This is a genomic window from Bacillus sp. FSL R5-0431 (genome assembly GCF_038002985.1).
In the GTDB taxonomy this organism is placed as follows: Bacteria; Bacillota; Bacilli; order Bacillales; family Bacillaceae; genus Bacillus.
The window spans coordinates 3,416,275-3,439,854 of record NZ_JBBOOG010000001.1 but is presented as its reverse complement, the minus strand read 5'-3'; the positions used below and the strand labels follow the sequence as shown (position 1 = coordinate 3,439,854).

Here is a 23,580-nt window from a genome sequence, read left to right as displayed (position 1 = left end):
CAAGATGATTACGAACGCACCATTTTGTTAGGGACGAAAGAATGCCATAATCATTACATAAGAAAAAATTGGATATAAAATGAATCAAATACTGGATCAACAGGGAGAAAAGGAGCCAAGTTAAAAAATAAAGTCTATTTTGAACGATATCGTTATCCGTGTCGTCTCATGAATAAGAGAAGAAAAGGAAGGAGGGGTGTGTTTGGAGCAGACAGAAGAGACATTATTGATTCAGCGGGCAAAACAGGGAGATGATGCTGCATTTACAGCCCTTTATCGTCATCATTATTCCTTTCTTTACCGTTATATAATGAAGCTCACCCTTCAACAAGAGCTGGCAGAAGAAATCATGCAAGAAACGATGCTGAAAGCGTACATGAAACTTTCTTCATTTAGAGGAGATTCCTTATTTTCAACATGGCTCATTTCCATTGCATCCAGGCAATTTTTAGATCACCAGAAGAAAAGAAAACGTGAACAATTAAGAGAAGGGAAGGCGAATCAAGAGACCATACGCCGCTTCAAATGGGACATTCAGCAAAAGGGCCACACATGGCATGAGATGTGGGATGCTTTAAACGAATTGAAGGCTCAGGAGAGAGCACCGATTATTTTGCACTATTATTATGGCTTTACTTATCCAGAGATTGCTTCAATGCTCGGTATGAGAGAAGGCACTGTGAAGTCGAGGGTTCATCATGGATTAAAGAAAATTCGAAAGGAGTGGTCTCAATGAAGGAAGATCAGTTCACCGAACGTTTAAAGGAAGAGTTACAGCAGCTAGATGAACAAATTGAAGTGAAAGAGCCAAGTGAACAGGCTGTCATGATGATGCTTAAGCAGGCAAAGGAACAAGAGAAAAGGCGTTTTAAACAAGAAGTACTGGCGTACGTTCTCATCAGTCTGACCATTCTGGCACTATTTGTCGCTGCCATCACCCATTTGCCTATCATCTTCATTCTTCTTCAAGTAGTGAGTGTGCCGCTCTGCGTCGTTGTCGGCATCAAGGAATATCAACACATTAAAGGAGGGTCTTCCTTATGAGTCAGACGGAGATGATCATCTTATTGTGCGCATTGCCGTTATTGTTTGCGCAGGGGCTTCTTTTATTTATGGATGCAAAGAAAAGAGGGCGCTATAAGTGGTTTTGGGGCATTGTCGGTTTAATTAATTTCCCATCGTCTTCTATTTTATATTGGCTTTGTGTCGTGTACCCTGATCGAAAAAAAGATGAGAAGATCCGAAAAGATTGAGCGGACGGCCTATAAAACTTTAGGCCTTTTTTTCGGGTTGAAGATCAACTAGAAATCATTCATGATTCATCTATTTGTCAAAGAGTGCGGGATATATAACGTCTAAATCATCATTTCTAGCACAATAGTCATTCTGTAAGAGATGCTTTCTAAAAGCGATTGCTGCGGCTGCTTGATCCATCTCAAATCGGCATCATTTTCATCTGTTATCAGTATTGATCAGATTTTACAAATGGTGTTAAATTAATCTCAATATGCGTTAGAAAATCTAACAGATAAATGTGTGAAGATATACAAAGGAGGCAGAAGAGACATGTTGACCTTAGATCGAGCAGCACAAACAGCACAAAGCTACATCGACCGTGTGTTAGAGGAGGTGGAAAAACGAAATCCTGGTGAGGAGGAATTTCAGCAAGCCGTAAAAGAAATTCTAGAATCACTCGTTCCTGTTTTTGCAAAACACCCAGAGTATGAAAAACAGGGCATTTTAGAACGACTCATTGAGCCTGAGCGGCTTGTGGTATTTCGTGTACCTTGGGTAGATGATGAGGGGAAAGTACAAGTCAATCGGGGGTTCAGGGTTCAATTCAATAGTGCCATCGGTCCTTATAAAGGAGGCATTCGATTCCACCCATCTGTCAATGCAAGCATTATTAAGTTTTTAGGATTTGAACAAATCTTTAAAAACGCACTGACTGGTATGCCGATCGGCGGGGGAAAAGGTGGATCAGATTTTGACCCTAAAGGGAAATCTGATGGAGAAATCATGCGTTTCGTCCAAAGCTTTATGAGTGAACTCAGCCGATATATTGGACCTGATCAAGATGTACCAGCAGGTGATATTGGCGTAGGGGCACGCGAAATTGGCTATATGTTCGGACAGTACAAGAAAATGCGCGGTGCTTATGAGGCGGGTGTGCTCACAGGGAAAAGTCCTGGATTTGGAGGCAGCTTAGCGAGGAAAGAAGCGACAGGCTATGGACTGGTGTACTTTATGGAAGAAATGTTAAAAGCGCATGGACTGCAATTTGAAGGGCATTCAGTTGTTGTGTCTGGATCAGGGAATGTGTCTATTTATGCGATGGAAAAGGTCATGGAGCTAGGCGGTAAGGTCGTTGCTTGCAGTGATTCAAGCGGAGCGATTTATGATCCTCAAGGCATTTCACTTGAGACCGTGAAGCAGCTAAAGGAAGTGAGCAATCAACGGATTGGGGCATACATAGACATTCACCCGCATGCCGAATTGATTGAAGATTGTGAACAAATTTGGTCTGTTCCTTGTGATATTGCGCTTCCATGTGCAACGCAAAATGAAATATCTGAGATGCAAGCGCAGCAGCTCGTGGAAAATGGTGTCATTGCGGTAGGAGAAGGAGCTAATATGCCCTCTACTCTTCAGGCAGTCAAAGTGTTTGAACAGAAAGATATTCTATTTGCGCCGGCAAAAGCGGCGAATGCTGGCGGGGTAGGTGTCTCAGCACTGGAAATGGCACAAAATAGTGCAAGAATGTCTTGGACATTTGAAGAAGTAGATGATCAGCTGAAACAAATGATGCAGACGATTTATCGTCGGTGTACAGAGACAGCAGATGAATATGGACACTCTGGAAACTTAATCGTAGGAGCAAATATTGCAGGATTTCGCAAAGTGGCAGATGCGATGATCGCACAAGGCGTGATTTAACTCCTGCTCTCCCGCACCTGTTTATTTCATGACAAGATGGGGAATCGTCCTTGTAAGAATGACAATAAGGAGGCGCGGGAGAAATGAAAAAATGGCTGAAACAAATTGTCAAATGGGCACCAGTGATTTATCCAGTGGTGAGGAAAATATTTAAAGAGCGAAAAGCATCTAAAAGTCGTAACGTATCAGCCGGATAATCCGGCTTTTTTTATGCAAGCATTACCGATTGTGCCCTGAACGAAAAAATAATAGATTTGAATGATCCAAGTCATGCCTCACTCCGTTAAGTACATAACAAACGGAAAGAGGAGGAAAAACAGATGAACATGAAAAAAGCGATTTTAACCATTCCACTTAGCGCAGCATTACTATTTCCGGCAGCTCATAGCGCAAGTGCACACGAAGGACATATGCATGGAGAGGCAAAGAAGACATCTTCGTCACAAGAGGTGTCAAACAAAGCAACCGATCTTCGAGCAGCACTAGACCAGTTATTTTCGGAGCATGCCTACTTAGCAGTCATCACAATGCAAAAGGGAATTGACGGTAGCAAAGATTTTAAACAAGCAGCGGCAGCGCTAAATGACAACACAAATGACTTATCGGAAGCCATCGCTTCTGTGTACGGAAAAAAAGCAGGGAAACAATTCAAAGACATTTGGTCAAGTCATATCGGCTACTTTGTTGATTATGTACAAGCAACGGCAAAGAAAGATGAAGCAGGTAAAAAGAAAGCAGTTAAGCAGCTTGACCAATATCGCATGAAACAAGCCGATATGCTCGATCAAGCAACAGACGGCAGATTGAAAGCTAGCGAACTAGAAGAAGGCTTAAAAATGCACGTCAATGAACTGTTAAAAGCGTTTGATAGCTACACTGAAAAGGATTTTGATACGACCTATGAAACGGTTAGAAAATCCATTCATCATATGTTTGAAGTCGGTAAAGGCGTATCGTGGGCGATCACAGATCAATTTCCTGGGAAATTTGATCACAAATCAGTCGACACACCAGCAGCAGACCTTCGTGAAGATTTAAACTACTTGTTCTCAGAGCATTTGGCGCTTGCGGTCGTTGCTATGCAAAAAGGAAATGATGGCAGCAAGGACTTTGATCAAGCAGCGGCAGCTTTGAACGAAAACACAAATGATTTATCAGATGCGATTGCCTCTGTTTATGGCAAGGATGCAGGAAAACAATTCAAAGCCATTTGGTCAAGCCATATCGGTTACTTAGTTGATTATGTCAAAGCGGATGCATCAGGAGACAAAGAAGCGAAAGAAAAAGCGGTGAAAAACTTAGATGCGTATCGAATGAAGCAAGCGAAATTTTTAGATCAAGCGACAAATGGACGTTTGAAGGCAGCAGATTTAGAGGCTGGCTTAAAAATGCATATTGATAAGCTGATCAAAACATATACGTCATACCATAAAGGCGAATATGATCAGCTTTATCCAACAGTGAGAGAGGCGTACGGTCATAAGTTCATGGTCGGTCAAGATGTCACAGCAGCAATTGTTGATCAGCATCCTGAAATGTTCAAATCCAAGATGCCTAATGAAATGCCTAAAACAGGTATGGGAGGCACAGCCGGTCCTTTAGGTATGTCATATGAAGCATTTGCGGGAATGATCGCAAGTTTGATCCTAGCCGGCGGTGCAGCGGGTGCGTTCTTCCTTACTCGCCGTAAGACATCAAATTAAGCTCGTATAAAAAGGAAAGGGGAACGTGCACAATCGTGCCGTTCCTTTCTTTAAAAGGAGGCAGACTGACTTGAAAAGGTGGTTGTTTGGTCTTCTGATGCTTCTCATCATCACGGGCTGCGCATCACAATCTATGGATGATTCGTCATCCTCTAAAACAACCTCATCTCCTGAAAAAAAGACAACAAACCAAGCCGCAAAACAGTCTCATTCACAAGACATGTTAAAAGACGAACCGTCTGGTATTGTCCCGGCTGAAATTGCGATTCCGGCGATTGATGTCAAAGCAAAGTTGGAGAAAACAACTTTATCAAAGGATGGCAGTATGGGCGTCCCAAAAAATACGGACAACACAGCTTGGTTTAAAGATGGTCCAAAGCCAGGAGATAAAGGAAATGCCGTCATGAATGGCCATGTTGATAATAAATGGGGACCTTCTGTTTTTTATCGATTAAAGGAGCTAAAAAAGGGAAACAAGGTAATCGTGACGTCCTCGTCAGGAAAAAAGCGAACTTTTGAAGTGATCAAAGTGCAAAGCTATCCGCGTGAAGAAAAGCCGAATGCGTTTTTCGGGTACGCTTTTACACGGAATCTCAATTTCATTACGTGTACAGGGACATTTGATCATGCAGCAGGGACTCATGAAAAGAGACTGGTTGTCTTTACCCAGCTGATCCCTTCATAAAAAAGGCGATGACACGGAGGTGTAGCGCCTTTTTTGATGGTTTCTGCCAGAGTCCTACAAAAAGATTCATAGGTCATTAGATATGGTTTGTTGTATAAATAGGGGCGTTTGTCATATAAATGAGTTGGCAATTTTTATTTCTTTTCAGTAGAATATGAGTAATGAAGAGAACTGCAAGCGTATACACCCTGTCCAGACAAGGCAGATTCTCCACCCTTACCTAAGGAGGCCGATCTGATGCTGAGTAAAAGACTGGCGCACATCTTAAGTCAGCTCATGGCAGCGGAGACCCCGCTCACAAGCGCTGCGCTTTCTGTCAGCTTACAAGTGACAAGCCGCACCATTCGTACAGACATCAAGGAACTGAACGACCGTCTCGCTCCTTATCAAGCGGCTGTATCAGCTGTTCGAGGAGCTGGCTATGAGCTGTTGATCAACGATGAGAATGCCTTTCGCCGTTTTATGAAAGAGGAAGTCGAACAGGAAGAGCCACTGGCTGTTCTGCCGGAGGAGCGCGTTCGGTTTATTTTAAAGAAGCTGCTTCTCGCAGAGTCTTATGTGAAACTGGAAGACTTACAGGACCAGCTGTTTATTAGTAAATCGACGATGAGTAACGATATGAAATGGGTCAAACGCAAGCTTGAGCCCTTTGATCTGAAGCTGGATGCGAAGCCGAATAAAGGCTGCCGAATCAAAGGATCGGAGATGAAAATTCGTTATTGTATGTCAGAATATTTATTCAATGAACGCCGTTCCTACCAAACGATGCTGAACACAGCAGTCACCATTTTGCCAAAACATGAATTGGAATTGATTCAGAAAACAATGATTGATTATATCAATGAAGAAAGAATGAATCTATCAGACATTTGCATGAATAATTTAATCGTTCATGTTGCGATTGCCTGCAAACGGATTAGACACGGAAACTATGTATCTGTTTTGCCAGAGGAAATCAATGAGATACCACAGGCAAAGGAATATAAGGTCGCTAAAAAAATGGTGGAATGCCTTGAAGGACTGCTGGACGTCTCTTTTCCACAAGAGGAGATCGTCTATATCGCCATTCATTTATTAGGAACAGCCAAAATGGTACAGTCCTTTTCATCGAGTGGTCAAAAACAAATTGTGGATGATGACACGAGCCGTCTTGTTCAGCTTATGCTCCAAGCCATTGATCAAAAACTGCAGCTTGATTTAGCCGGCGATGCGGAATTAATGATTGGACTGAGTCTGCACTTAAAGCCAGCCATGACCCGGTGTAAATATGGAATGAACTTAAGAAATCCGATGCTTGATGAAATAAAGGCGGGGTATCCACTTGCTTTTGAAGCAGGTATTATCGCCAGCAGGGTCCTAGAAGAAGAGGAGGGGCTGAGTATTCATGAGAATGAAATCGGATATATGGCGCTTCATTTTGGTGCGGCTTTAGAGCGGAGGAAAATGGAGATTCCGCCGAAGCGATGTCTCATTGTCTGTGCATCTGGTGCAGGGAGTGCAAGGCTGCTTCAGGATCGTTTGCGGTCACAATTTGGGTCAAAACTGACCATTTTAGGAACAGCAGAGCTTTATTCGCTTCCGCATGTGTCTTTACATGCCCTGGATTTGATTATTACAACGGTCCCGATTCAGATGGATTTACCGATTCCAGTCATACAAGTAAACACCATTTTAGGAGGCGGCGACTTTTTAAAAATTGAAGAAGCCCTGACGAGTGAAACAAGGGTGACATTGGCCTCTCAATATATGAAAAAGGAATTGGTCTTTACAAAATGCGCCTTTCAAACAAAGGAAGAGGTCATCACCTTTCTCACGGAAAAAATCATCGATATGGGTTTAGCACCAGCAGAGCTTACACCTTCTGTGATGGAAAGAGAAGAGGCTGCTCCTACATCCTTCGGGCATTATACAGCCATTCCGCACCCTATGACGCCGCTGACAGAAGAGACGTTTTGGGCGATATGTACATTAGAAAAACCGATCATATGGGGAGAGAAAAAAGTTCAATTTGTCTGCTTGCTTTGTGTCGAAAAAGAGAATGCCAAAGATTTAAAAGGGATGTACCGTCTGCTGGGCGAGCTTGTGCATAATGTGAAATTCATTCAGCATCTCATCGCCTGTGATACATTTGAAGACATGCTGGATACCATGCATAAAAAGGTCCCTTCGTACAAGAACTAACAGTGTGATCTTAACTTTTTCCGCTTCCTAAAGGAAAAAGTATAGGTGTTTATGAAAGCGGTTTCATAATATGATGAATGTGTAAAGAAAAGCTTCACAATTTCAAAAGGGGGCGTTTACACATGAACATCTTATTGGTTTGTGCAGCAGGTATGTCAACAAGCTTACTAGTCACAAAAATGGAGAAAAGCGCACAAGAACAAGGAAAAGACTATCGTATTTGGGCAGTATCTGGAGATTCAGCGAAAAGTCATATTGATCAAGCCGATGTGCTTTTATTAGGACCACAGGTTCGATATTTATTACCACAAATGAAAAAGCTCGGAGAAGAAAAAGGAATTCCAGTCGACGTCATTAATACCGTGCATTATGGCGTATGTAATGGGGCTGAGGTTTTAAAATCTGCTGAACAGTTAGTGAACGGATAAAGGGGGCGGAAGGGATGAATGGATTCAACCGATTTCTAGAAGAGAAGGTCATGCCGTTTGCAGGGAAGATTGCCGCTCAAAGACATTTACAAGCATTGCGTGACGGAATTGTTTTAACCATGCCTCTCATTATTGTCGGTTCACTGTTTCTCATTTTAGCCAACCTTCCGATCCCAGGATACAGCGATTTTATGGCAAGTATCTTTGGAGCTGAATGGGCCACGAAACTATCCTATCCTGTTAATGCAACCTTTGACATTATGGCACTTGTTGCCACCTTCGGGATTGCCTACAGGCTTGCTGAAAAGTATGCAGTGGATGCCCTATCATCTGGTGCGATCGCTGTTGCAGCTTTCCTTTTGGCGACACCATATCAAGTTCCTTTCACACCTGAAGGCTCAACAGAAGCCATCCTAGTAGGTGGGGGAATTCCAGTCACATTGATGGGCAGTAAAGGGTTATTCGTTGCCATGATTATTGCCATGCTTTCAACTGAAATTTACCGATTCATTGTCCAGCGGAATATCGTCATTAGGATGCCTGATGGTGTACCGCCAGCAGTGAGTAAATCGTTTATCGCACTTATTCCAGGTTTTGTGGTCATCACGCTGATCTGGGTCGTTAGACTTGTGATTGAGATGACACCATTTGAGAGTATTCATAATATCATCACGGTCTTAATTGGCACACCGCTTTCCATTCTTGGTGGAAGCTTAGGCGGAAGTATTGTCGCCATTGGTGTGCAAATGCTCCTCTGGGCATGTGGTATTCACGGAGCAACCATTGTCGGCGGCGTCATGGGCCCAATTTGGCTCGGTGCGATGGATGAGAACCGTCTCGCATTCCAAGCAGGAGAAGTGCTGCCAAATATCTTCACAGCGCAGTTCTTTGAAATCTTCATCAATGTCGGCGGAAGCGGTGCAACGCTTGCTTTAGTGCTGACGATGATCTTACGTGCCAGAAGTAAACAAATGAAACAGCTTGGCCGACTTGCCATTGGGCCAGCCATCTTTAACATCAACGAACCGATCATTTTTGGAATGCCGATTGTCATGAACCCAATGCTTCTCATTCCGTTTATCCTTACGCCAATCATGATGATCATCACCACATATATCGGAATGAGCACAGGACTTGTAGCAAAACCGGCGGGGATTGCTGTCCCATGGACGATGCCGCCCATCATTTCAGGCTATCTCGCCACAGGAGGCAAAATCTCTGGTGCTGTCATGCAGCTGATTAACCTGGCGTTGTCATTCGCTTTATACTACCCATTCTTTAGAATGTGGGATAAGCAGAAATTAAAAGAAGAAAGTGAGCTAGAAACAAAAGCATCAACTGATGAAAATGTCGTCAGCATGTAATAGAGGAAATAAGGGGGATGCGGCCGATGGAAATGGAACAAATTGTGTTTCAACTCATCTTACATGGCGGGAATGGCAGAAGCTCTGCGATGGAGGCCATTACAAGTGCAAAGCAAGGAAACTTTGATGAGGCGAAGCAAAAATTGCAGGAAGCACAAGACGCGTTAAATGAGGCGCATCACGCACAGACAGAGCTGATCCAAGGAGAAATTAGAGGAGAAAAGACCGACATCAGTCTCTTAATGATCCATGCGCAGGATCATCTCATGAACGCAATGACCGTCAAGGAGCTCGCAGCGGAAATCATCGAGCTCCATGAAAAAATGAAGCAACTCGGAGGTGTCAATTCATGAAAGATGGAATCAAAATTGTCACAATAGGCGGAGGATCGAGCTATACGCCTGAGCTTGTCGAAGGGTTTATCAAACGATATCATGAATTGCCTGTAAAGGAATTATGGCTAGTGGATATTGAAGCGGGTCAGGAAAAGTTAAACATCGTGGGCGCTCTCGCGAAACGCATGGTTGAAAAAGCCGGTCTGCCGATTGAGGTACACCTGACGCTTGACCGCCGGGAAGCCCTGAAGGACGCAGATTTCGTGACGACACAATTTCGTGTAGGACTGCTGGAAGCACGGGCAAAAGATGAGAGAATCCCGCTTAAATACGGCGTCATCGGTCAGGAAACGAACGGACCAGGCGGTTTATTTAAAGGTCTTCGGACCATCCCGGTCATTCTAGACATCGTGAAGGATATGGAAGAACTTTGTCCAGATGCATGGCTTGTGAACTTTACAAATCCGGCAGGCATGGTCACAGAAGCTGTGCTGCGCTACACAAATCTAAAAAAAGTAGTCGGTCTATGCAATGTACCAATTGGGATCAAAATGGGGATTGCCAAGGCGCTTGATGTGGATGTTGAACGGATCGAGGTACAGTTTGCGGGCCTCAATCACATGGTCTATGGATTAAACGTGTATTTAGACGGGGTCAGCATTATGGATCAAGTGCTCGATGAATTGGGAAATCCGAATAGTCAGTGGTCTATGAAGAACATTGAAGCGAAAAACTGGGAACCTTCTTTTGTAAAAGGCTTAGGGGTGATCCCATGTCCGTATCATCGCTATTACTATAAAACAAAAGATATGCTGGAAGAAGAGCAAAAAGCAGCCCAAGAAAAAGGAACAAGAGCAGAGGTTGTACAGCAAGTCGAGCAAGAATTATTTGAGCTTTATAAAGATCCTGATTTATCGATTAAACCACCGCAGCTCGAAAAAAGAGGCGGGGCGTATTACAGTGATGCGGCATGTAACTTAATCAGCTCCATCTATAATGATAAGCATGACATCCAACCTGTCAATACAGTGAACAGAGGGGCGATTGCCAGCATTCCGGCTGAATCAGCGGTTGAAGTGAACTGTATCATTACGAAGGACGGACCAAAACCAATTGCGACGGGCGATCTGCCTGTAGCTGTGAGAGGGCTCGTTCAACAAATCAAATCATTCGAGCGTGTGGCAGCAGAAGCGGCTGTAACAGGTGATTACGAGACGGCTCTTGTGGCGATGACGATTAATCCGCTTGTCCCATCTGATGAAATTGCAAAGCAAATTTTAGATGAAATGCTCGAAGCGCATCGTGAATATTTACCGCAATTCTTCAAATCAGTCAAAGCGTAAAACAAAATGGCCCCTTTATGGGGTCGTTTTTTATCATTGCCCCATATGGAAATTCGAGAAAGAAGTGTATGATAGAAAAAAACAGCATGTATGGCTTCAAAGAAAGGACTGTTTGAATATGGTTGCAATTGGTTTAATGCTTTACGGCTTTATCGTTCAACCACTGATGAGTTACGGCACAGTGGTCTTGTTTTTGTATGGCATCATTGCTTCATTTATTGGTCTTATTCGTCATAGACAGTATGTGTGGATTTATGTTCTCCGCCTGCTCGTTTGTTTTACCATTCCAGTGACCAACCTGTTGATGTATTTCGCAACGATTGGTGGAGATGAAAGAGACTTTGATTTCCAGCCCATGCCGCTTGTTTATTATCTTGTCTTTATCCTAGAAATCATCATCGTCTTTTTACCAGAGATCTTTTTACTGATCGAAAGAAAGCGGAGCATAAAAAGGAAACAGTGGATATATGCAGGGGCGATTGTGGGGGTATCGGTCTTGTTTTGGTGCACGATTTGATGGGCGGCTGACTGGACATCTGAGTCTATTTCGCCTTTTTGTTGTGTAGCCTCTTTCGTCTAACCTTTACAAAAGTAATGGAAAGAACAAGGATAAAAATCCCGAGAACCTTAAATAGAAACCGGGTGAGGAACGGTGAATCGTCGAAACCTGTAGCTATGATCATCGATCCGATGCAAATACCTAAGAACGCTAGTAGATAAGTAAAAAACATACCATCACTCCTTATACGTATGATTACCATTATAAGGTATATTGGAGGGATAAATAAACAAAAAAAGAACCCTTCATGACTGAAAGGTTCTTTTACATGCTTATGCCTGCTTAACGACCGAGTCGACTTCTACTGTCCAGCCGAAGATATCTGGCTGTGTTCCTTTTTGAATACCGGTAATGGCCTCATACAATTTCTTCGATACTTCACCTGTTTGACCATCTTGAATCACATATGGCTGATCGTGATAAATTAATTCCCCGACAGGAGAGATGACGGCCGCCGTTCCAGTTCCAAAGATTTCTTCAAGCTCACCTGATTGATGTGCTTCAATTAACTCATCAATCGAAATTTTACGCTCTGTCACTGGAATACCCCAATGTTTTAACAGCTCAAGTACAGAGTTACGGGTGATGCCTTCTAAAATGCTGCCGTTCAATTCAGGCGTCACGATTTCTCCATTGATTTTAAAGAAGATATTCATACTCCCGACTTCTTCAATGTACTTTTTCTCGACTCCATCAAGCCAAAGAACCTGTGAAAAGCCTTTGGTTTCAGCGACTTGCTGTGCCTTGAGGCTTGAGGCGTAGTTTCCAGCTGTTTTGGCATTTCCTGTCCCGCCCTTAACGGCACGGACAAATTCGTTTTCAACTGCAATTTTGACCGGGTGGATGCCTTCTTTATAGTAAGATCCCACTGGAGATAAGATAATCAGCAGCTTATACGTGCTTGACGGCGCAACGCCTAAATACGGCTCAGTGGAAATAATGAATGGACGGATATACAAGGAAGTGCCCTCTGCATCAGGTACCCAATCCTTATCAATGCGAATGAGTTCATTTAAGCCCTCTAAAACCGTTTCTGTATCAATTTGCGGGATACACAGGCGGTCATTGGATCTGTTTAAGCGTTCCATGTTCTTTTCCGGACGGAATAAGAGAATTTTCTGATCCTCAGAAACATAAGCTTTTAAGCCTTCAAAAACAGATTGCCCATAATGGTAGACCATCGAAGCTGGGTCCATTGGAATGGCCTGATAAGGTATAATTCTGGGATCGTACCAGCCTTGATCAATGGAATAATCCATCACAAACATGTGATCTGTGAAGATTTTTCCGAATTCAAGTTGATCAAATTGAGGTTTTGGTTTTTTTGTTGAACTAAGTTCAACGCGGATGGGTTGTTTTGGCATCGTAAATCTCCTTGCTGTTTGATTATTTGAAAATTCTAATAATATGAAATAATTATGATTCTATTCTATACCTTCACAAAATATTAGCAATAGGTTTTCTGGAATTCAGATAAGAAAAATCTGTTAAAGCGCTTTCCTTCTCTCTGCCGTCAGTCTGCCTCATGTCACCCCTTTTTAATAAAGAAATAAAATCCAAATGCATTATTAACTGATTAATCTGACAATTTAAAAGCGGATGATTTTCCTGTAAGATATTCTTTCAACCATACACCTTTTGACTAGTACATTGCAAGGGGCATTCTCATATTTTAATCCTCTTTTTTTTAACCGATAAAGGAAGAAGAGAAGTGAAAGGAGCAAACAACAAGATGAAACGAGCGATACTAGGCATTTTACTTATTTTATTCATGACCGTGATCAGCTTCGGCTGTCAAGCGATGACAGAGGAGGCTGGCGCCAAGCAGGGAACTACCTATTACGTGGCGCCAAACGGAAACGACAAAAACCCGGGAACGAAGCAAAAACCTTTTCGCACGCTGAAAAAAGCGGCAAGTATGGCGAAAGCCGGGGCAACCATTTACATGAGAGGCGGCACATACAAAGAGAAATTGATTGTCCGCCATTCAGGTACAAAGAAAGCACCCGTTATCTTTCAAGCTTACGGAAAAGAAAAACCTGTCATTAGCGGGGCTTCTCTTAAGGGAAATCAAGCAGATGGCGGTCTTGTCACGATCGATCAAAAAAGCTACATCACCCTCAAAGGTCTGACGGTGGGACATCTCAAGACGAATAAGGAAGATGTGACACCAGTCGGTATTTTCATCAAAGGAAGCGGCAAAGGCGTCAAACTGCTCAACAACCGAGTGTATGACATTCAGACGACACACAAAAGTGGGAATGCGCACGGTATTGCGGTCTATGGAACAAAAGCTCCTGCGGCCATTGAAGACATTGAAATCAAAGGAAACACTGTTGAAAAATTAAAGCTTGGCTTCAGTGAAGCGCTTGTGCTAAATGGGAACGTCAAAAAATTCCGTGTGACACATAACACGGTTCGCCACACAGATAATATAGGCATTGATTTAATTGGTTTTGAGAACGTAGCACCTTCTAAAAAGTACGATCAAGTCAGAAATGGTGTCGTATCTAAAAACAAAGTATATGAGATTACGAGTGCAGGGAATCCAGCCTATGGCAAAGACATCTCCGCTGGCGGAATTTATGTTGATGGCGGAAAGGACATTGTGATTGATCATAACATCACACATCACAATGACCTGGGGATTGAAGTCACAAGTGAACATAAAGGAAAAATGGCAGATCGCATTCGCATCGAACACAATCAAGTGTATTTGAACCGTTATACAGGTATTTCAATTGGCGGCTATGATAAAAAGCGAGGCGGAACAACAAATACGACGATCTCACATAATATTTTGTACAAAAATGACACAGCCGGCTTAGAAGGCGGTCAATTGTTGATGCAATATCAAGCGGTGAACAATCGAATCACGAATAATATTATGACAGCGAGTGCGTCGCATTACTTAGTCGTGAATCTTTATGGAGTGAATCAAAAGAATACCTTCCAGAAGAACGTGTATGACGACCGAAAAGGTGCAAAGGCATCACAGTGGGTATGGCGCGGGAAATGGATGAAAGGCTACAAAACGTATCTCTTGAAAAGCGGCCAAGATAAAGGATCAGCACACCTCAATCCACAATTTGTGAATGAGAAAAAATATGACTTTCGCCTGAAGAAATCATCACCTGCTAAGAAAATCATCGGAAGTTAAGCATGTATGAACCACAAATGTATTGTTTTAAATTTTCAAAAAAATCATTGACATTGTTGTCACATCACATTAAGGTAAAGAAGACATTTTAACTAAAACAAAATTTCATAACGGATCTCTTATCAAGAGAGGCAGAGGGACTGGCCCTATGACGCCCGGCAACCGTTTCTACTATAGAAATTGGTGCTAATTCCTGCAAAGCTGTTACAGCTTTGACAGATAAGAGAGGAAGATTTCCCGATACATGTTTCATGCAACGGTGATCAAGCCTCTCTTTCCAGGAGAGGCTTTTTTCGTCTCTTTTTCAAATGAAAGAACAGTTTACTGGCGTTTTCCCACTGTTTTACCTAGTTTTCCGATGTGAAAAATAAAAACAACTTGAGGAGGAACAGCAATGAAGCGTAAGCATTTTACATCATGTCTTATATTATTAATGGTATTGACAATCCTATTAACGGGCTGCGGCACTGGATCAAGTGCAGGCTCAAAGGCAAATGCGAACGAAAAGGTCTCCTTTGACAATGTACCGAAGCGATTTGCAAAGGGACAGGGAGCAAAAATTAAAGTCATCCGTAAAATCGGAGGAGATGATCATACAGCGCAGTTTTTAGCTGGGACGAAGGCAGAAGGTGAAGCGCTTGGCTTTACGGTAGATGTCTACACCGCAAACGGGGATACAGCGAAATTCCATGATGCGATCTCTCAGGCGCTGGGAGAAAATTATGATGGCTTTATCATCTCTCATGGGGACGACGAGGCGACCGTCGCTGACGTGAAAAAGATCACAGCGAAGGGCATTCCAGTCGTAGCGTTTGATTCGAATCCTAAGCTGAAGGACATCAAAGGGGTCACAGTGACGTCTCAAGATGACGAACAATTAGCGAAAAAATCACTAGACGCACTCGTGTCTGATTTTAAAGGAAAAGCAAATATTGCATACCTCTGGGTAGATGGGTTCCCGCCAATGGTGAGACGAAACAAGGTCTATCAAGAAACGCTCAACCAACACAAAGGGATCAAGGAACTTGACCGCTTTGGCATTGCTTCCTCTGATACGTCTGTTCAAACGCAAAATGCAGTAGCAGCCATGCTGAATAAATATCCAAAGGGTAAACTTGACGCTATTTTTGCCACGTGGGATGCCTTTGCCATTGGCGCAGCAAGAGCGCTAAAGGAAGCAGGAAGAACAGAGGTGAAGATTTACGGGATTGATGTGTCAAATGCTGATCTTCAAGAAATGACAGCGAAAGAAAGTCCATGGAAGTACACAGCAGCGGTTGATCCGAAGCTCATCGGCGCTGTTGACGTGAGAATTCTTGCGAAGAAAATAGCGGGCGAGAAAACACCATCTTCCTATGACCTTGAGGCCTCTCTCATCTCGCAAAATCAGCTTCAACAAGCAGGAAAAGCCATCAATATGGTCAATCTTGCAGACGAAGTGAAGGGGTTCGGCTCATCGACTGCTTTTGAAGAAGATTGGATGAAGACCTTGAAGAAGCATTATACAAAATAAACGACGTGCACTCTCTTCCATAGAGGGTGTTTCGTTTTTCAGATGATGATCATGAGAAGGAGGACACCTATGACTTCGCCGCTTGTTTGTATGAAACATATTTCGATTGAATTCCCAGGAGTAAAAGCGTTAGATCAAGTGAATTTTACATTAAAAAAAGGGACGGTTCATGCGCTGATTGGAGCGAATGGTGCTGGGAAGTCCACGTTAATGAAAGTTCTTTCTGGCGCTCATTCGCACTATGAAGGAAGCATCCATATCAATGGTCAGGCGGCATCCATTCAAACCCCAAAGGATGCGGCCTCATATGGTGTGCAGACGGTACATCAAGAAGTGGATACGGCGCTAGTTCCCTACTTAAGTGTTGGTGAGAATATGATGATGCATCAGATTGAGAAAAAAACATTTGTCGGCTGGAAAGAGCTGCACCGTAAGGCAGCTCAACTATTAAAAGAAATGGACATCGACATCTCCACAAAGCGCCTTGTGAGTGATCTGACCCTTGCAGAAAAACAGATGGTGCTCATTGCCAAGGCCGTTTCGATTAAATGCAGCATTTTAATCTTAGATGAACCAACGGCTCCTCTTAGTCATACAGAAACAAGCAAGTTATTCTCAATGATTGATCGGCTGAAACAGAATGGAACGGGCATTGTGTTTATCTCCCATCGCATGCCTGAAATTTTCACCATCTGTGATGAACTGACAGTGATGCGAAATGGAACCGATGTCGCAGCTCACCTCGTTCAAGATACAAATCCGCAGCAGATCATTGAAGAAATGCTAGGCGCGCCATTAGAGGAACAATTCCCGCTCCGTACACCTTTGAAGGATGCATCTATTGTGCTTGAAGTGAAGCAGCTAAACGACCAGCATAAATTACGCAACATTCATCTTCACGTGAAAAAGGGAGAAATTCTCGGAATTGCAGGCCTTGTCGGTGCTGGAAAAACGGAATTGTGTAAAGCCCTTTTCGGCGCCTCAGAAAAAAAGACGGGAACTGTGCAGCTTCATGGTCAAACCGTTCGCATCACATCGCCTCATCAAGCCGTGAGAGCTGGAATGGCCCTTGTGCCGGAAGAACGTAGAAAGGAAGGGGTTCTGACAGAAGAGAGCGTGGGATGGAACTTAACGGCTGCAAGTCTTCGTTCATTCTCACGGGTGTTCAGCTTCTTACATCGTTCGAAGGAAAAGCGGGAAGCAGACGTAATCGTCAAACGGCTTGGTGTCAAAACGCCTTCTCTTGAAGCAAAGGTGAAGCATCTATCCGGTGGAAATCAACAGAAGATTGCCATTGGAAAATGGCTGCTGGCTGAGGCGGATGTCTATCTCTTTGATGAACCAACAAAAGGCGTTGACGTTGGAGCGAAAAAAGATATTTTCACCCTGATTGCAGAGCTTGCCGCCCGCGGGAAATCTGTGATTTATGCGTCAAGTGAGCTGTCGGAGATTGCAGGTATCGCAGACCGAGTCTACGTGCTGTATGATGGCAGCATTGCCCGGGAAATGACTGCGCCAACGACTGAGGAAGAGCTTTTATATCATTCAACAGGAGGACAATCATGAGTGAACGACAAATTCCAGCCCCTGTGCAGCAAATGAAAAAACAGCGGCCATCCTTTCATCTATTTGATTTCTTTTATCGATATGGCACGATCTTAACCATTGTCGTATTGATTGTGGTATTTGCGGCAGCGAATCCAGCGTTTTTGCAATCAGGGAATATCATCAATATTTTACGGTCTATCTCCATTGTGACCATTATTGCGGTGGGCCTTACCATCTCATTGGCAGTAAACGGCTTTGATTTATCAGTCGGATCAGTCGCAACGTTATCGAATGCAATTGTGATTTCTATGTTCGTGTGGTTTTCGCAAAACCCGCTGATTGCGATCCTCTCTGCGCTAGCGGCTGCCCTTATTGTTGGTTTACTCAATGCCTTGATGATTGTCAAAATGAAAATTCCAGATATGCTCATGACATTAGCTATGATGTTTATCATTCAAGGACTGGCTCAAACGTATACGAAAGGAGCGACCATTTCTGAAAACATGGTGCTGCCTGACGGTACATTCTCAACGGGCACAATCCCCGCCTTTTTCAGCAAAATCGGCCAGGTGCCATATATCATTCTCTTAATGGCAGCCATTGTGCTATTTGCACATGTTTTCATGACCTACACAAAGCACGGCCGATTCATGTACATTATTGGAGGGAATAAGGAAGCGGCTCGATTGTCCGGTATTCATGTAAACAAATATAAAATCGCAGCATATCTGCTCTCGGCTTTATTTGCAGCAATCGGTGGTATTGTGCTGGCATCAAGGGTGATGACAGCGGAAATAAATGCTGGCGCACCTTATTTAATGGATGGCGTAGCGGCAGCTTTTATCGGTTTTTCCGTCATGGGAGCAGGAAAGCCAAATGCATTTGGTACTTTTATTGGGGCTGTGCTCATCGGTATTTTGCAAAATGGACTTGTGATGATGTCTGTCCCTTATTACGCAATGGATATTGTGAAAGGCTCTGTACTCGCGCTTGCGCTGGCGTTAACGTATTACAAACAGCGAGGCTGACGACGTATTTTTTAAAACCTTTTGAGTCCTTTCTCCGTCTAGTAAACGGAAAGCGGTGCAGCCGCCGTTTCCCAAAAGGAGATGACAAAAAGAAATGAATATGTCAGCAACTCATGTAGAAGATTTGAAAAACGTCATGGAAGACTGGAAAAATGAATTATTAGTATATAAATTTGCATTAGATGAAATGGATACAAAGTTTTCAATTATCAGCCAGGAATATAATTTAATCCATGGACACAATCCAATAGAGCATACAAAATCACGAATCAAATCCTTTGAAAGCATTGTAAATAAATTAGCAAGAAAAGGATGCGACATCACAACACAATGTGCCAAGGAGTATATCCATGATATCGCAGGTGTCCGTATCATCTGCTCCTTTATTCAAGATATCTATAATATTATGGATGTATTGAGGCAAAGAGAGGATCTAAAAATCCTTGAAGTGAAGGATTACATTCAACATCCAAAACCAAATGGCTACAGAAGTCTTCATTTAATTGTGGAAATCCCTGTGTACTTAACGAATCGGGTGGAGCATGTGAAGGTTGAGATTCAGGTGCGGACCATAGCGATGGATTTTTGGGCGAGCCTTGAACATAAAATCTATTATAAACTGCAAAACGATGTCCCTCATCAGCTGACCGATGAATTGAAGGAAGCGGCAGATATCGCCCATTACTTAGATGAAAAAATGCAAAATATTAAACGAGAAATTGATTAGCGCATAGAAAAGAGCAGCTGTTATATTCACAGCTGCTCTTTTTCATTTTTAAGGGTTGGTGCCGCGGTCTCTCTTTTGAATGATATCTTGAGATTGTGCAGATTGGCTGTCTTTTTGGATTGAAGCGCCAATGGAAACACCTGTTATCAAGAGTGTCAAAATCGCAGTTGCGATAAACCATTTTTTCATCATACATCACTCCATATTCTTAACAAGTTTTTAAGGACAACGCCTTGTTCCAGAAATAAGTGGATTCTTCATGAAGTCCAAGATCCGTTAAGTAAGCAGCTGCATCCTGACAGATGGCTTCAAGATCGACAAGGAAATTCATAGATTCTAATTGATCACAATAAGGTTTGATTTGCTCCATCATGTTGTCTGGCTGAAGCATAAGTGTTTCTAAAATGGATAATTTAAGTGAAATGTTTCGTTGTTTTAAATTTTCTGCTTTTTGTAGTGAAAGCTGTACATAATAGTGGAACAAACCAGGCTTTTTCAGCTTGAATAGTGCTTTTGTATAGGCATACATGGCAAGTAAGTAGCCGCCTGGAGAAGACGTTTCAAATGTCTCGATCAATAAAGCTTTTTCTAGGAGCGGCACAGCTTCACTGTATTCATTTCTAAGACTTTTAATAAAAGCTGCATTGCAATACGCGTGACCAAGTAAATCTGGGTCTTCCATTTGTTCTAGTGAATGAATCACTTCTTCAAATAATGACTCTGCCTCATCATATTTCGATTGATCAGCATAATTCAAAGCGAGCATCATTTGACAGCTGATTGATTTTTTCACATAACATGGATCTGCGTCATAAATAGATGAAGCCATCTTTAAGTGGTGTATGGAGAGAAGCGTGGACCTTATATTATAGTAAAGACACCCTGTTTTATAATGAAATTCTGCTTTTTCAATGTCATCGTGCACGAGATCTAATTTATCCTCGGCCAATTTTAAAAGGTGAAATGCCGTATCCTGATTGCCTCTGCGCATTTCATACATCCCTTTAAAGAAATAGAAATAGTAACTGAGCATGTCATCTGTACGGATCGCATTTTCATCAACAAAAAGACTATGATCCAACGAAGCTGTATCTTCGATGAGATCCTTAAAACGGTACTCTAGCAATTGATAGTAAAGTAAGACGTCTTGATTCTCTTCCATTCGATCAAACGCTTGAAGAATCTCTTCTTTTAGCTGGATCGCGCCTTGTATTTCTCTTTTTTTCATCATGACATACCAGTCATTTAACATATTCGCTACATCAACGGACGACAAAACACCAGTTTCGGCCAATTTATATCCTCCTTTCTTCATCTATCCATCTAGTTCGATTTCCATTCATCTGAATTCACTTTCCATATTCAGTATCTTCTTATATTTTAAGCGCTCTCTTGCAATTTGTAAAACATGTTTTTTGATGTAAATTCAACCAGTTGTGAAAGAAATAGGGATCATCCACCTTTTTGTATGTGTTTACATATTTTTAGGTAAAAAGAGGGTTTTGGAAAAAATATATTACGATATCAATAGAGAGAAGAAGGTAATTCAAGAGTCTGTTTTCGTATGTTAGAAAAAACGGAGATTTTCAAGGTGATGTCTCGTTTTTTCGTAAGATTATCTCACATCATGATTGTGAATCACTCTTCTTTTAGAATAAAATGAGTTATTCGCAAAAAAGTAAAATTTAAAGAGACTATTGATCTAGTATTGTATGGATCTTTGGTATTGATAAAAAATATCACACGCTATAGATTTAGCGTGGTATAGTATTATTGGTATTGCGAATATTTAGACAAAACTGACAATAGGGGGTCGTGTTTTATGAAAAAATCGATGTTACTGATCATGGGACTCATTGTTGTGCTCGTCATGGCAGCCTGTGGATCAAAATCGGACAGCGGTTCGGGAGAAGGCAAAGGCACATATAAAATAGGGATAGATACAACATATCCGCCGTTTGAATTTGAAAAGGGCGGTAAATATGAAGGAATAGACGTTGATCTGATTAACGCAATCGCGAAAGACCAAGAGTTCAAAGTGAAACTTGAAGCTATGGACTTCTCAGGCATTATTCCAGCAATGCAGGCAGGCCAGCTTGATGTAGGAATGGGCGGGATGAGTATTACAGATGAACGTAAGAAGAAGGTAGATTTCTCAGATCCATACTTCGACGCTGGACTGACAGTTGTTGTGAAAAAGGACAGCAGCATTAAATCAATTGATGATTTAAAGGGGAAAAAGCTAGCTGTTAAAAATGGGACGACAGGTGCAAAATTTGCATCAGATAACGCAGATAAATATGGGTATGAAGTTGTTCAATTTAATGACAGCCCATCGATGTTCCAGGAAGTTTCAAACGGAAATGCAGATGCCTTAATTGAGGATTATCCTGTCATTACGTATGCAATCGCACAACAAGATTTAAAATTGAAAACAGTTGGAGACCGCTTGAATGGAGACCAGTATGGTATCTCTGTGATGAAGGGGAAAAACCAAGACCTATTGAAGAAGATCAATAAAGGTCTAGAGAACCTAAAGAAAAACGGTGAATATGACAAAATTATTGATAAATATTTGAAGTCATAACACAAGCGAGGCGCGCTCCGAGCGCGCTTTCTTTATGATGTGCCGTATGTGAATTAGGGAGGGAGAAACATGGACACGATTATTAATGCATTTCCATATTTAATGGATGGTTTGCAAACCACTTTATATATCTTTGTTGTTGCCATCATTTTAGGATTTATTATCGGTTTAATAGTGGCATTATTCCGTCTGTCACCTTTTAAAATCTTAAATTTCATCGCACTCGTCTTTGTCAATGCCATTCGAGGCACACCATTTATCGTTCAGCTATTCTTCATTTACTTTGGTTTGAATACACTTGAATTCATATCGCTTGATCGAGTGCCGGCAGGGATTATTACAGTAGCGATTAATGCAGGGGCTTATTTCTCAGAAATTATTCGTGCAGGAATTCAGTCCATTGATAAAGGACAAACAGAAGCTGCACGTTCCTTAGGTTTTACAGGGGGACAAAACATGCGCTTTATCGTCCTTCCGCAGGCATTCCGCCGCATGCTTCCAGCGATTACAAACCAAGCCATCATCAGCTTGAAGGACACGTCTCTCTTATCGATTATCGGAATCGCCGATATTATGCAGCGGGGACAAGTACAAGCATCGGCAACATTTGATCCTTTGAATGTCTGGCTCATTGTCGGTATCATTTATTTCGTGATCATTTATTTACTTTCTCTACTGGCTAGCTACGCAGAAAGGAGATTTGATATCAAATGAGTATGATTACGGTGAAAAATTTAAAGAAATCCTTTGGCGATCACGAAGTGTTAAAGGACATTAATGCAGTCATCGAGGAAAAGGAAGTAGTGTGTGTGATTGGTCCTTCTGGATCAGGCAAAAGCACGTTTCTAAGATGTCTCAATAAATTAGAAGATATTACGGCTGGCGAAGTCGTTGTCCATGGACATACGATTACAGATCCAAAGGTGAATATCAATAAAGTACGACAAGAAGTGGGAATGGTGTTTCAGCACTTTAATTTATTTCCTCATAAAACCGTTTTAGAAAACATCACGATCGCACCGATGAAGGTAAAAGGCGCCGACAAGAAGGCGGCAGTCGATAAAGCAATAGACCTGCTTGAAAAGGTCGGCTTAAAAGACAAAGCCAAAAGCTACCCTAACCAATTATCTGGTGGACAAAAACAGCGTGTCGCCATTGCAAGAGCCTTGGCAATGGACCCGAAAGTGTTATTATTCGATGAACCGACATCTGCTCTTGACCCTGAAGTCGTCGGGGATGTATTAGCAGTTATGAAACAATTAGCCGTCGAAGGCATGACAATGATTGTGGTCACACATGAAATGGGCTTTGCGAGAGAGGTAGGAGACCGCGTGATCTTTATGGATGGCGGATATATTGTCGAAGAAGACAAACCGGAGGCTCTCTTTGGAAACCCGCAGCATGAGCGGACAAAATCATTTCTTAGTAAGGTGTTATAAAAAAAGAGTAAGGGCATATGGATGGATGCTCTTACTCTTTTTC

Annotated in this window: 24 protein-coding genes and 1 riboswitch; of the genes, 21 read left to right on the top strand and 3 right to left on the bottom strand. The window is 42.3% G+C overall.

What is annotated here, in order from left to right; translation table 11 throughout:
* Positions 1–202: 202 nt before the first annotated feature.
* The 13 genes from sigY to MKZ03_RS17690 all read left to right on the top strand — a co-directional run bounded on the left by sigY (position 203) and on the right by MKZ03_RS17690 (position 11,493).
* Positions 203–736, top strand: coding sequence for an RNA polymerase sigma factor SigY (sigY, locus tag MKZ03_RS17750; protein ID WP_106036395.1), 534 nt, complete (start codon positions 203–205; stop codon positions 734–736).
* On the top strand, positions 733–1,044 hold the full coding sequence (locus MKZ03_RS17745) for a YxlC family protein (protein WP_034660438.1): 312 nt from the start codon (positions 733–735) through the stop codon (positions 1,042–1,044). The genes sigY and MKZ03_RS17745 overlap by 4 nt, the downstream gene beginning before the upstream one ends.
* Entirely contained in the window at positions 1,041–1,253 is a 213-nt protein-coding gene (locus tag MKZ03_RS17740) for a hypothetical protein (protein WP_060597571.1), read from the top strand. Before MKZ03_RS17745 ends, MKZ03_RS17740 begins: the two co-directional genes overlap by 4 nt.
* Before the next feature lie 313 nt (positions 1,254–1,566).
* Entirely contained in the window at positions 1,567–2,937 is a 1,371-nt protein-coding gene (gdhA, locus tag MKZ03_RS17735) for an NADP-specific glutamate dehydrogenase (RefSeq protein ID WP_341032524.1), read from the top strand.
* Between the two features lie 83 nt (positions 2,938–3,020).
* Entirely contained in the window at positions 3,021–3,134 is a 114-nt protein-coding gene (locus tag MKZ03_RS17730; protein ID WP_307500486.1) for a hypothetical protein, read from the top strand.
* Between the two features lie 123 nt (positions 3,135–3,257).
* A complete protein-coding gene (locus tag MKZ03_RS17725; RefSeq protein WP_341032522.1) occupies positions 3,258–4,640 on the top strand; it encodes a copper amine oxidase in 1,383 nt (460 codons plus the stop codon).
* A gap of 70 nt (positions 4,641–4,710) precedes the next feature.
* Positions 4,711–5,325, top strand: a complete 615-nt coding sequence (locus tag MKZ03_RS17720) for a class F sortase (protein WP_341032521.1) — start codon at positions 4,711–4,713, stop codon at positions 5,323–5,325.
* Between the two features lie 237 nt (positions 5,326–5,562).
* Positions 5,563–7,506, top strand: coding sequence for a BglG family transcription antiterminator (locus MKZ03_RS17715; RefSeq protein WP_341032520.1), 1,944 nt, complete (start codon positions 5,563–5,565; stop codon positions 7,504–7,506).
* A 122-nt stretch (positions 7,507–7,628) separates the two neighbouring features.
* Positions 7,629–7,934: a PTS sugar transporter subunit IIB gene (locus MKZ03_RS17710; protein WP_034660433.1), complete on the top strand. Its 306-nt coding sequence runs from the start codon at positions 7,629–7,631 to the stop codon at positions 7,932–7,934.
* Between the two features lie 14 nt (positions 7,935–7,948).
* Entirely contained in the window at positions 7,949–9,298 is a 1,350-nt protein-coding gene (gene celB / locus MKZ03_RS17705) for a PTS cellobiose transporter subunit IIC (protein ID WP_060597567.1), read from the top strand.
* Positions 9,299–9,324: 26 nt separating this feature from the next.
* Positions 9,325–9,651, top strand: a complete 327-nt coding sequence (locus MKZ03_RS17700) for a PTS lactose/cellobiose transporter subunit IIA (RefSeq protein WP_034660431.1) — start codon at positions 9,325–9,327, stop codon at positions 9,649–9,651.
* Positions 9,648–10,976, top strand: coding sequence for a 6-phospho-beta-glucosidase (locus MKZ03_RS17695; RefSeq protein ID WP_341032519.1), 1,329 nt, complete (start codon positions 9,648–9,650; stop codon positions 10,974–10,976). Before MKZ03_RS17700 ends, MKZ03_RS17695 begins: the two co-directional genes overlap by 4 nt.
* Positions 10,977–11,094: 118 nt before the next feature.
* Positions 11,095–11,493 carry a hypothetical protein gene (locus MKZ03_RS17690; RefSeq protein ID WP_034660737.1) on the top strand — a complete coding sequence of 133 codons (399 nt, stop codon included), beginning with the start codon at positions 11,095–11,097 and terminating at the stop codon, positions 11,491–11,493.
* A 314-nt stretch (positions 11,494–11,807) separates the two neighbouring features.
* Here the strand turns inward: MKZ03_RS17690 and MKZ03_RS17685 are convergent, their stop codons facing one another.
* Positions 11,808–12,899: a branched-chain amino acid aminotransferase gene (locus MKZ03_RS17685; RefSeq protein ID WP_341032518.1), complete on the bottom strand. Its 1,092-nt coding sequence runs from the start codon at positions 12,897–12,899 to the stop codon at positions 11,808–11,810.
* A 368-nt stretch (positions 12,900–13,267) separates the two neighbouring features.
* On the opposite strand from MKZ03_RS17685, the gene MKZ03_RS17680 reads away from it, so the two are divergent.
* The 5 genes from MKZ03_RS17680 to MKZ03_RS17660 all read left to right on the top strand — a co-directional run bounded on the left by MKZ03_RS17680 (position 13,268) and on the right by MKZ03_RS17660 (position 19,511).
* Positions 13,268–14,695 (top strand): right-handed parallel beta-helix repeat-containing protein, encoded by a 1,428-nt coding sequence (locus MKZ03_RS17680; RefSeq protein WP_341032517.1) that lies wholly within the window; start codon positions 13,268–13,270, stop codon positions 14,693–14,695.
* Between the two features lie 116 nt (positions 14,696–14,811).
* Positions 14,812–14,921: riboswitch (SAM riboswitch) on the top strand.
* A gap of 168 nt (positions 14,922–15,089) precedes the next feature.
* Positions 15,090–16,208, top strand: a complete 1,119-nt coding sequence (locus MKZ03_RS17675; RefSeq protein ID WP_341032516.1) for a sugar ABC transporter substrate-binding protein — start codon at positions 15,090–15,092, stop codon at positions 16,206–16,208.
* A 69-nt stretch (positions 16,209–16,277) separates the two neighbouring features.
* Positions 16,278–17,774 carry a sugar ABC transporter ATP-binding protein gene (locus MKZ03_RS17670; RefSeq protein ID WP_307500477.1) on the top strand — a complete coding sequence of 499 codons (1,497 nt, stop codon included), beginning with the start codon at positions 16,278–16,280 and terminating at the stop codon, positions 17,772–17,774.
* Positions 17,771–18,784, top strand: a complete 1,014-nt coding sequence (locus MKZ03_RS17665; protein ID WP_034660426.1) for an ABC transporter permease — start codon at positions 17,771–17,773, stop codon at positions 18,782–18,784. Before MKZ03_RS17670 ends, MKZ03_RS17665 begins: the two co-directional genes overlap by 4 nt.
* A gap of 94 nt (positions 18,785–18,878) precedes the next feature.
* Positions 18,879–19,511 carry a GTP pyrophosphokinase gene (locus tag MKZ03_RS17660; RefSeq protein ID WP_003215004.1) on the top strand — a complete coding sequence of 211 codons (633 nt, stop codon included), beginning with the start codon at positions 18,879–18,881 and terminating at the stop codon, positions 19,509–19,511.
* 48 nt (positions 19,512–19,559) lie between these two features.
* Here the strand turns inward: MKZ03_RS17660 and MKZ03_RS17655 are convergent, their stop codons facing one another.
* Together MKZ03_RS17655 and MKZ03_RS17650 are read right to left on the bottom strand one after the other, a co-directional pair.
* Positions 19,560–19,700 (bottom strand): hypothetical protein, encoded by a 141-nt coding sequence (locus MKZ03_RS17655; RefSeq protein WP_341032515.1) that lies wholly within the window; start codon positions 19,698–19,700, stop codon positions 19,560–19,562.
* Positions 19,701–19,719: 19 nt separating this feature from the next.
* Complete coding sequence (locus tag MKZ03_RS17650; protein ID WP_334750567.1) at positions 19,720–20,805, bottom strand: Rap family tetratricopeptide repeat protein; 1,086 nt, start codon at positions 20,803–20,805, stop codon at positions 19,720–19,722.
* 528 nt (positions 20,806–21,333) lie between these two features.
* On the opposite strand from MKZ03_RS17650, the gene MKZ03_RS17645 reads away from it, so the two are divergent.
* From MKZ03_RS17645 to MKZ03_RS17635, 3 genes are all read left to right on the top strand, one after another.
* Positions 21,334–22,098, top strand: a complete 765-nt coding sequence (locus MKZ03_RS17645) for a transporter substrate-binding domain-containing protein (protein WP_334750566.1) — start codon at positions 21,334–21,336, stop codon at positions 22,096–22,098.
* Positions 22,099–22,167: 69 nt separating this feature from the next.
* A complete protein-coding gene (locus MKZ03_RS17640; RefSeq protein WP_003215015.1) occupies positions 22,168–22,812 on the top strand; it encodes an amino acid ABC transporter permease in 645 nt (214 codons plus the stop codon).
* Complete coding sequence (locus MKZ03_RS17635) at positions 22,809–23,537, top strand: amino acid ABC transporter ATP-binding protein (protein ID WP_106038309.1); 729 nt, start codon at positions 22,809–22,811, stop codon at positions 23,535–23,537. Before MKZ03_RS17640 ends, MKZ03_RS17635 begins: the two co-directional genes overlap by 4 nt.
* Positions 23,538–23,580: the final 43 nt, after the last annotated feature.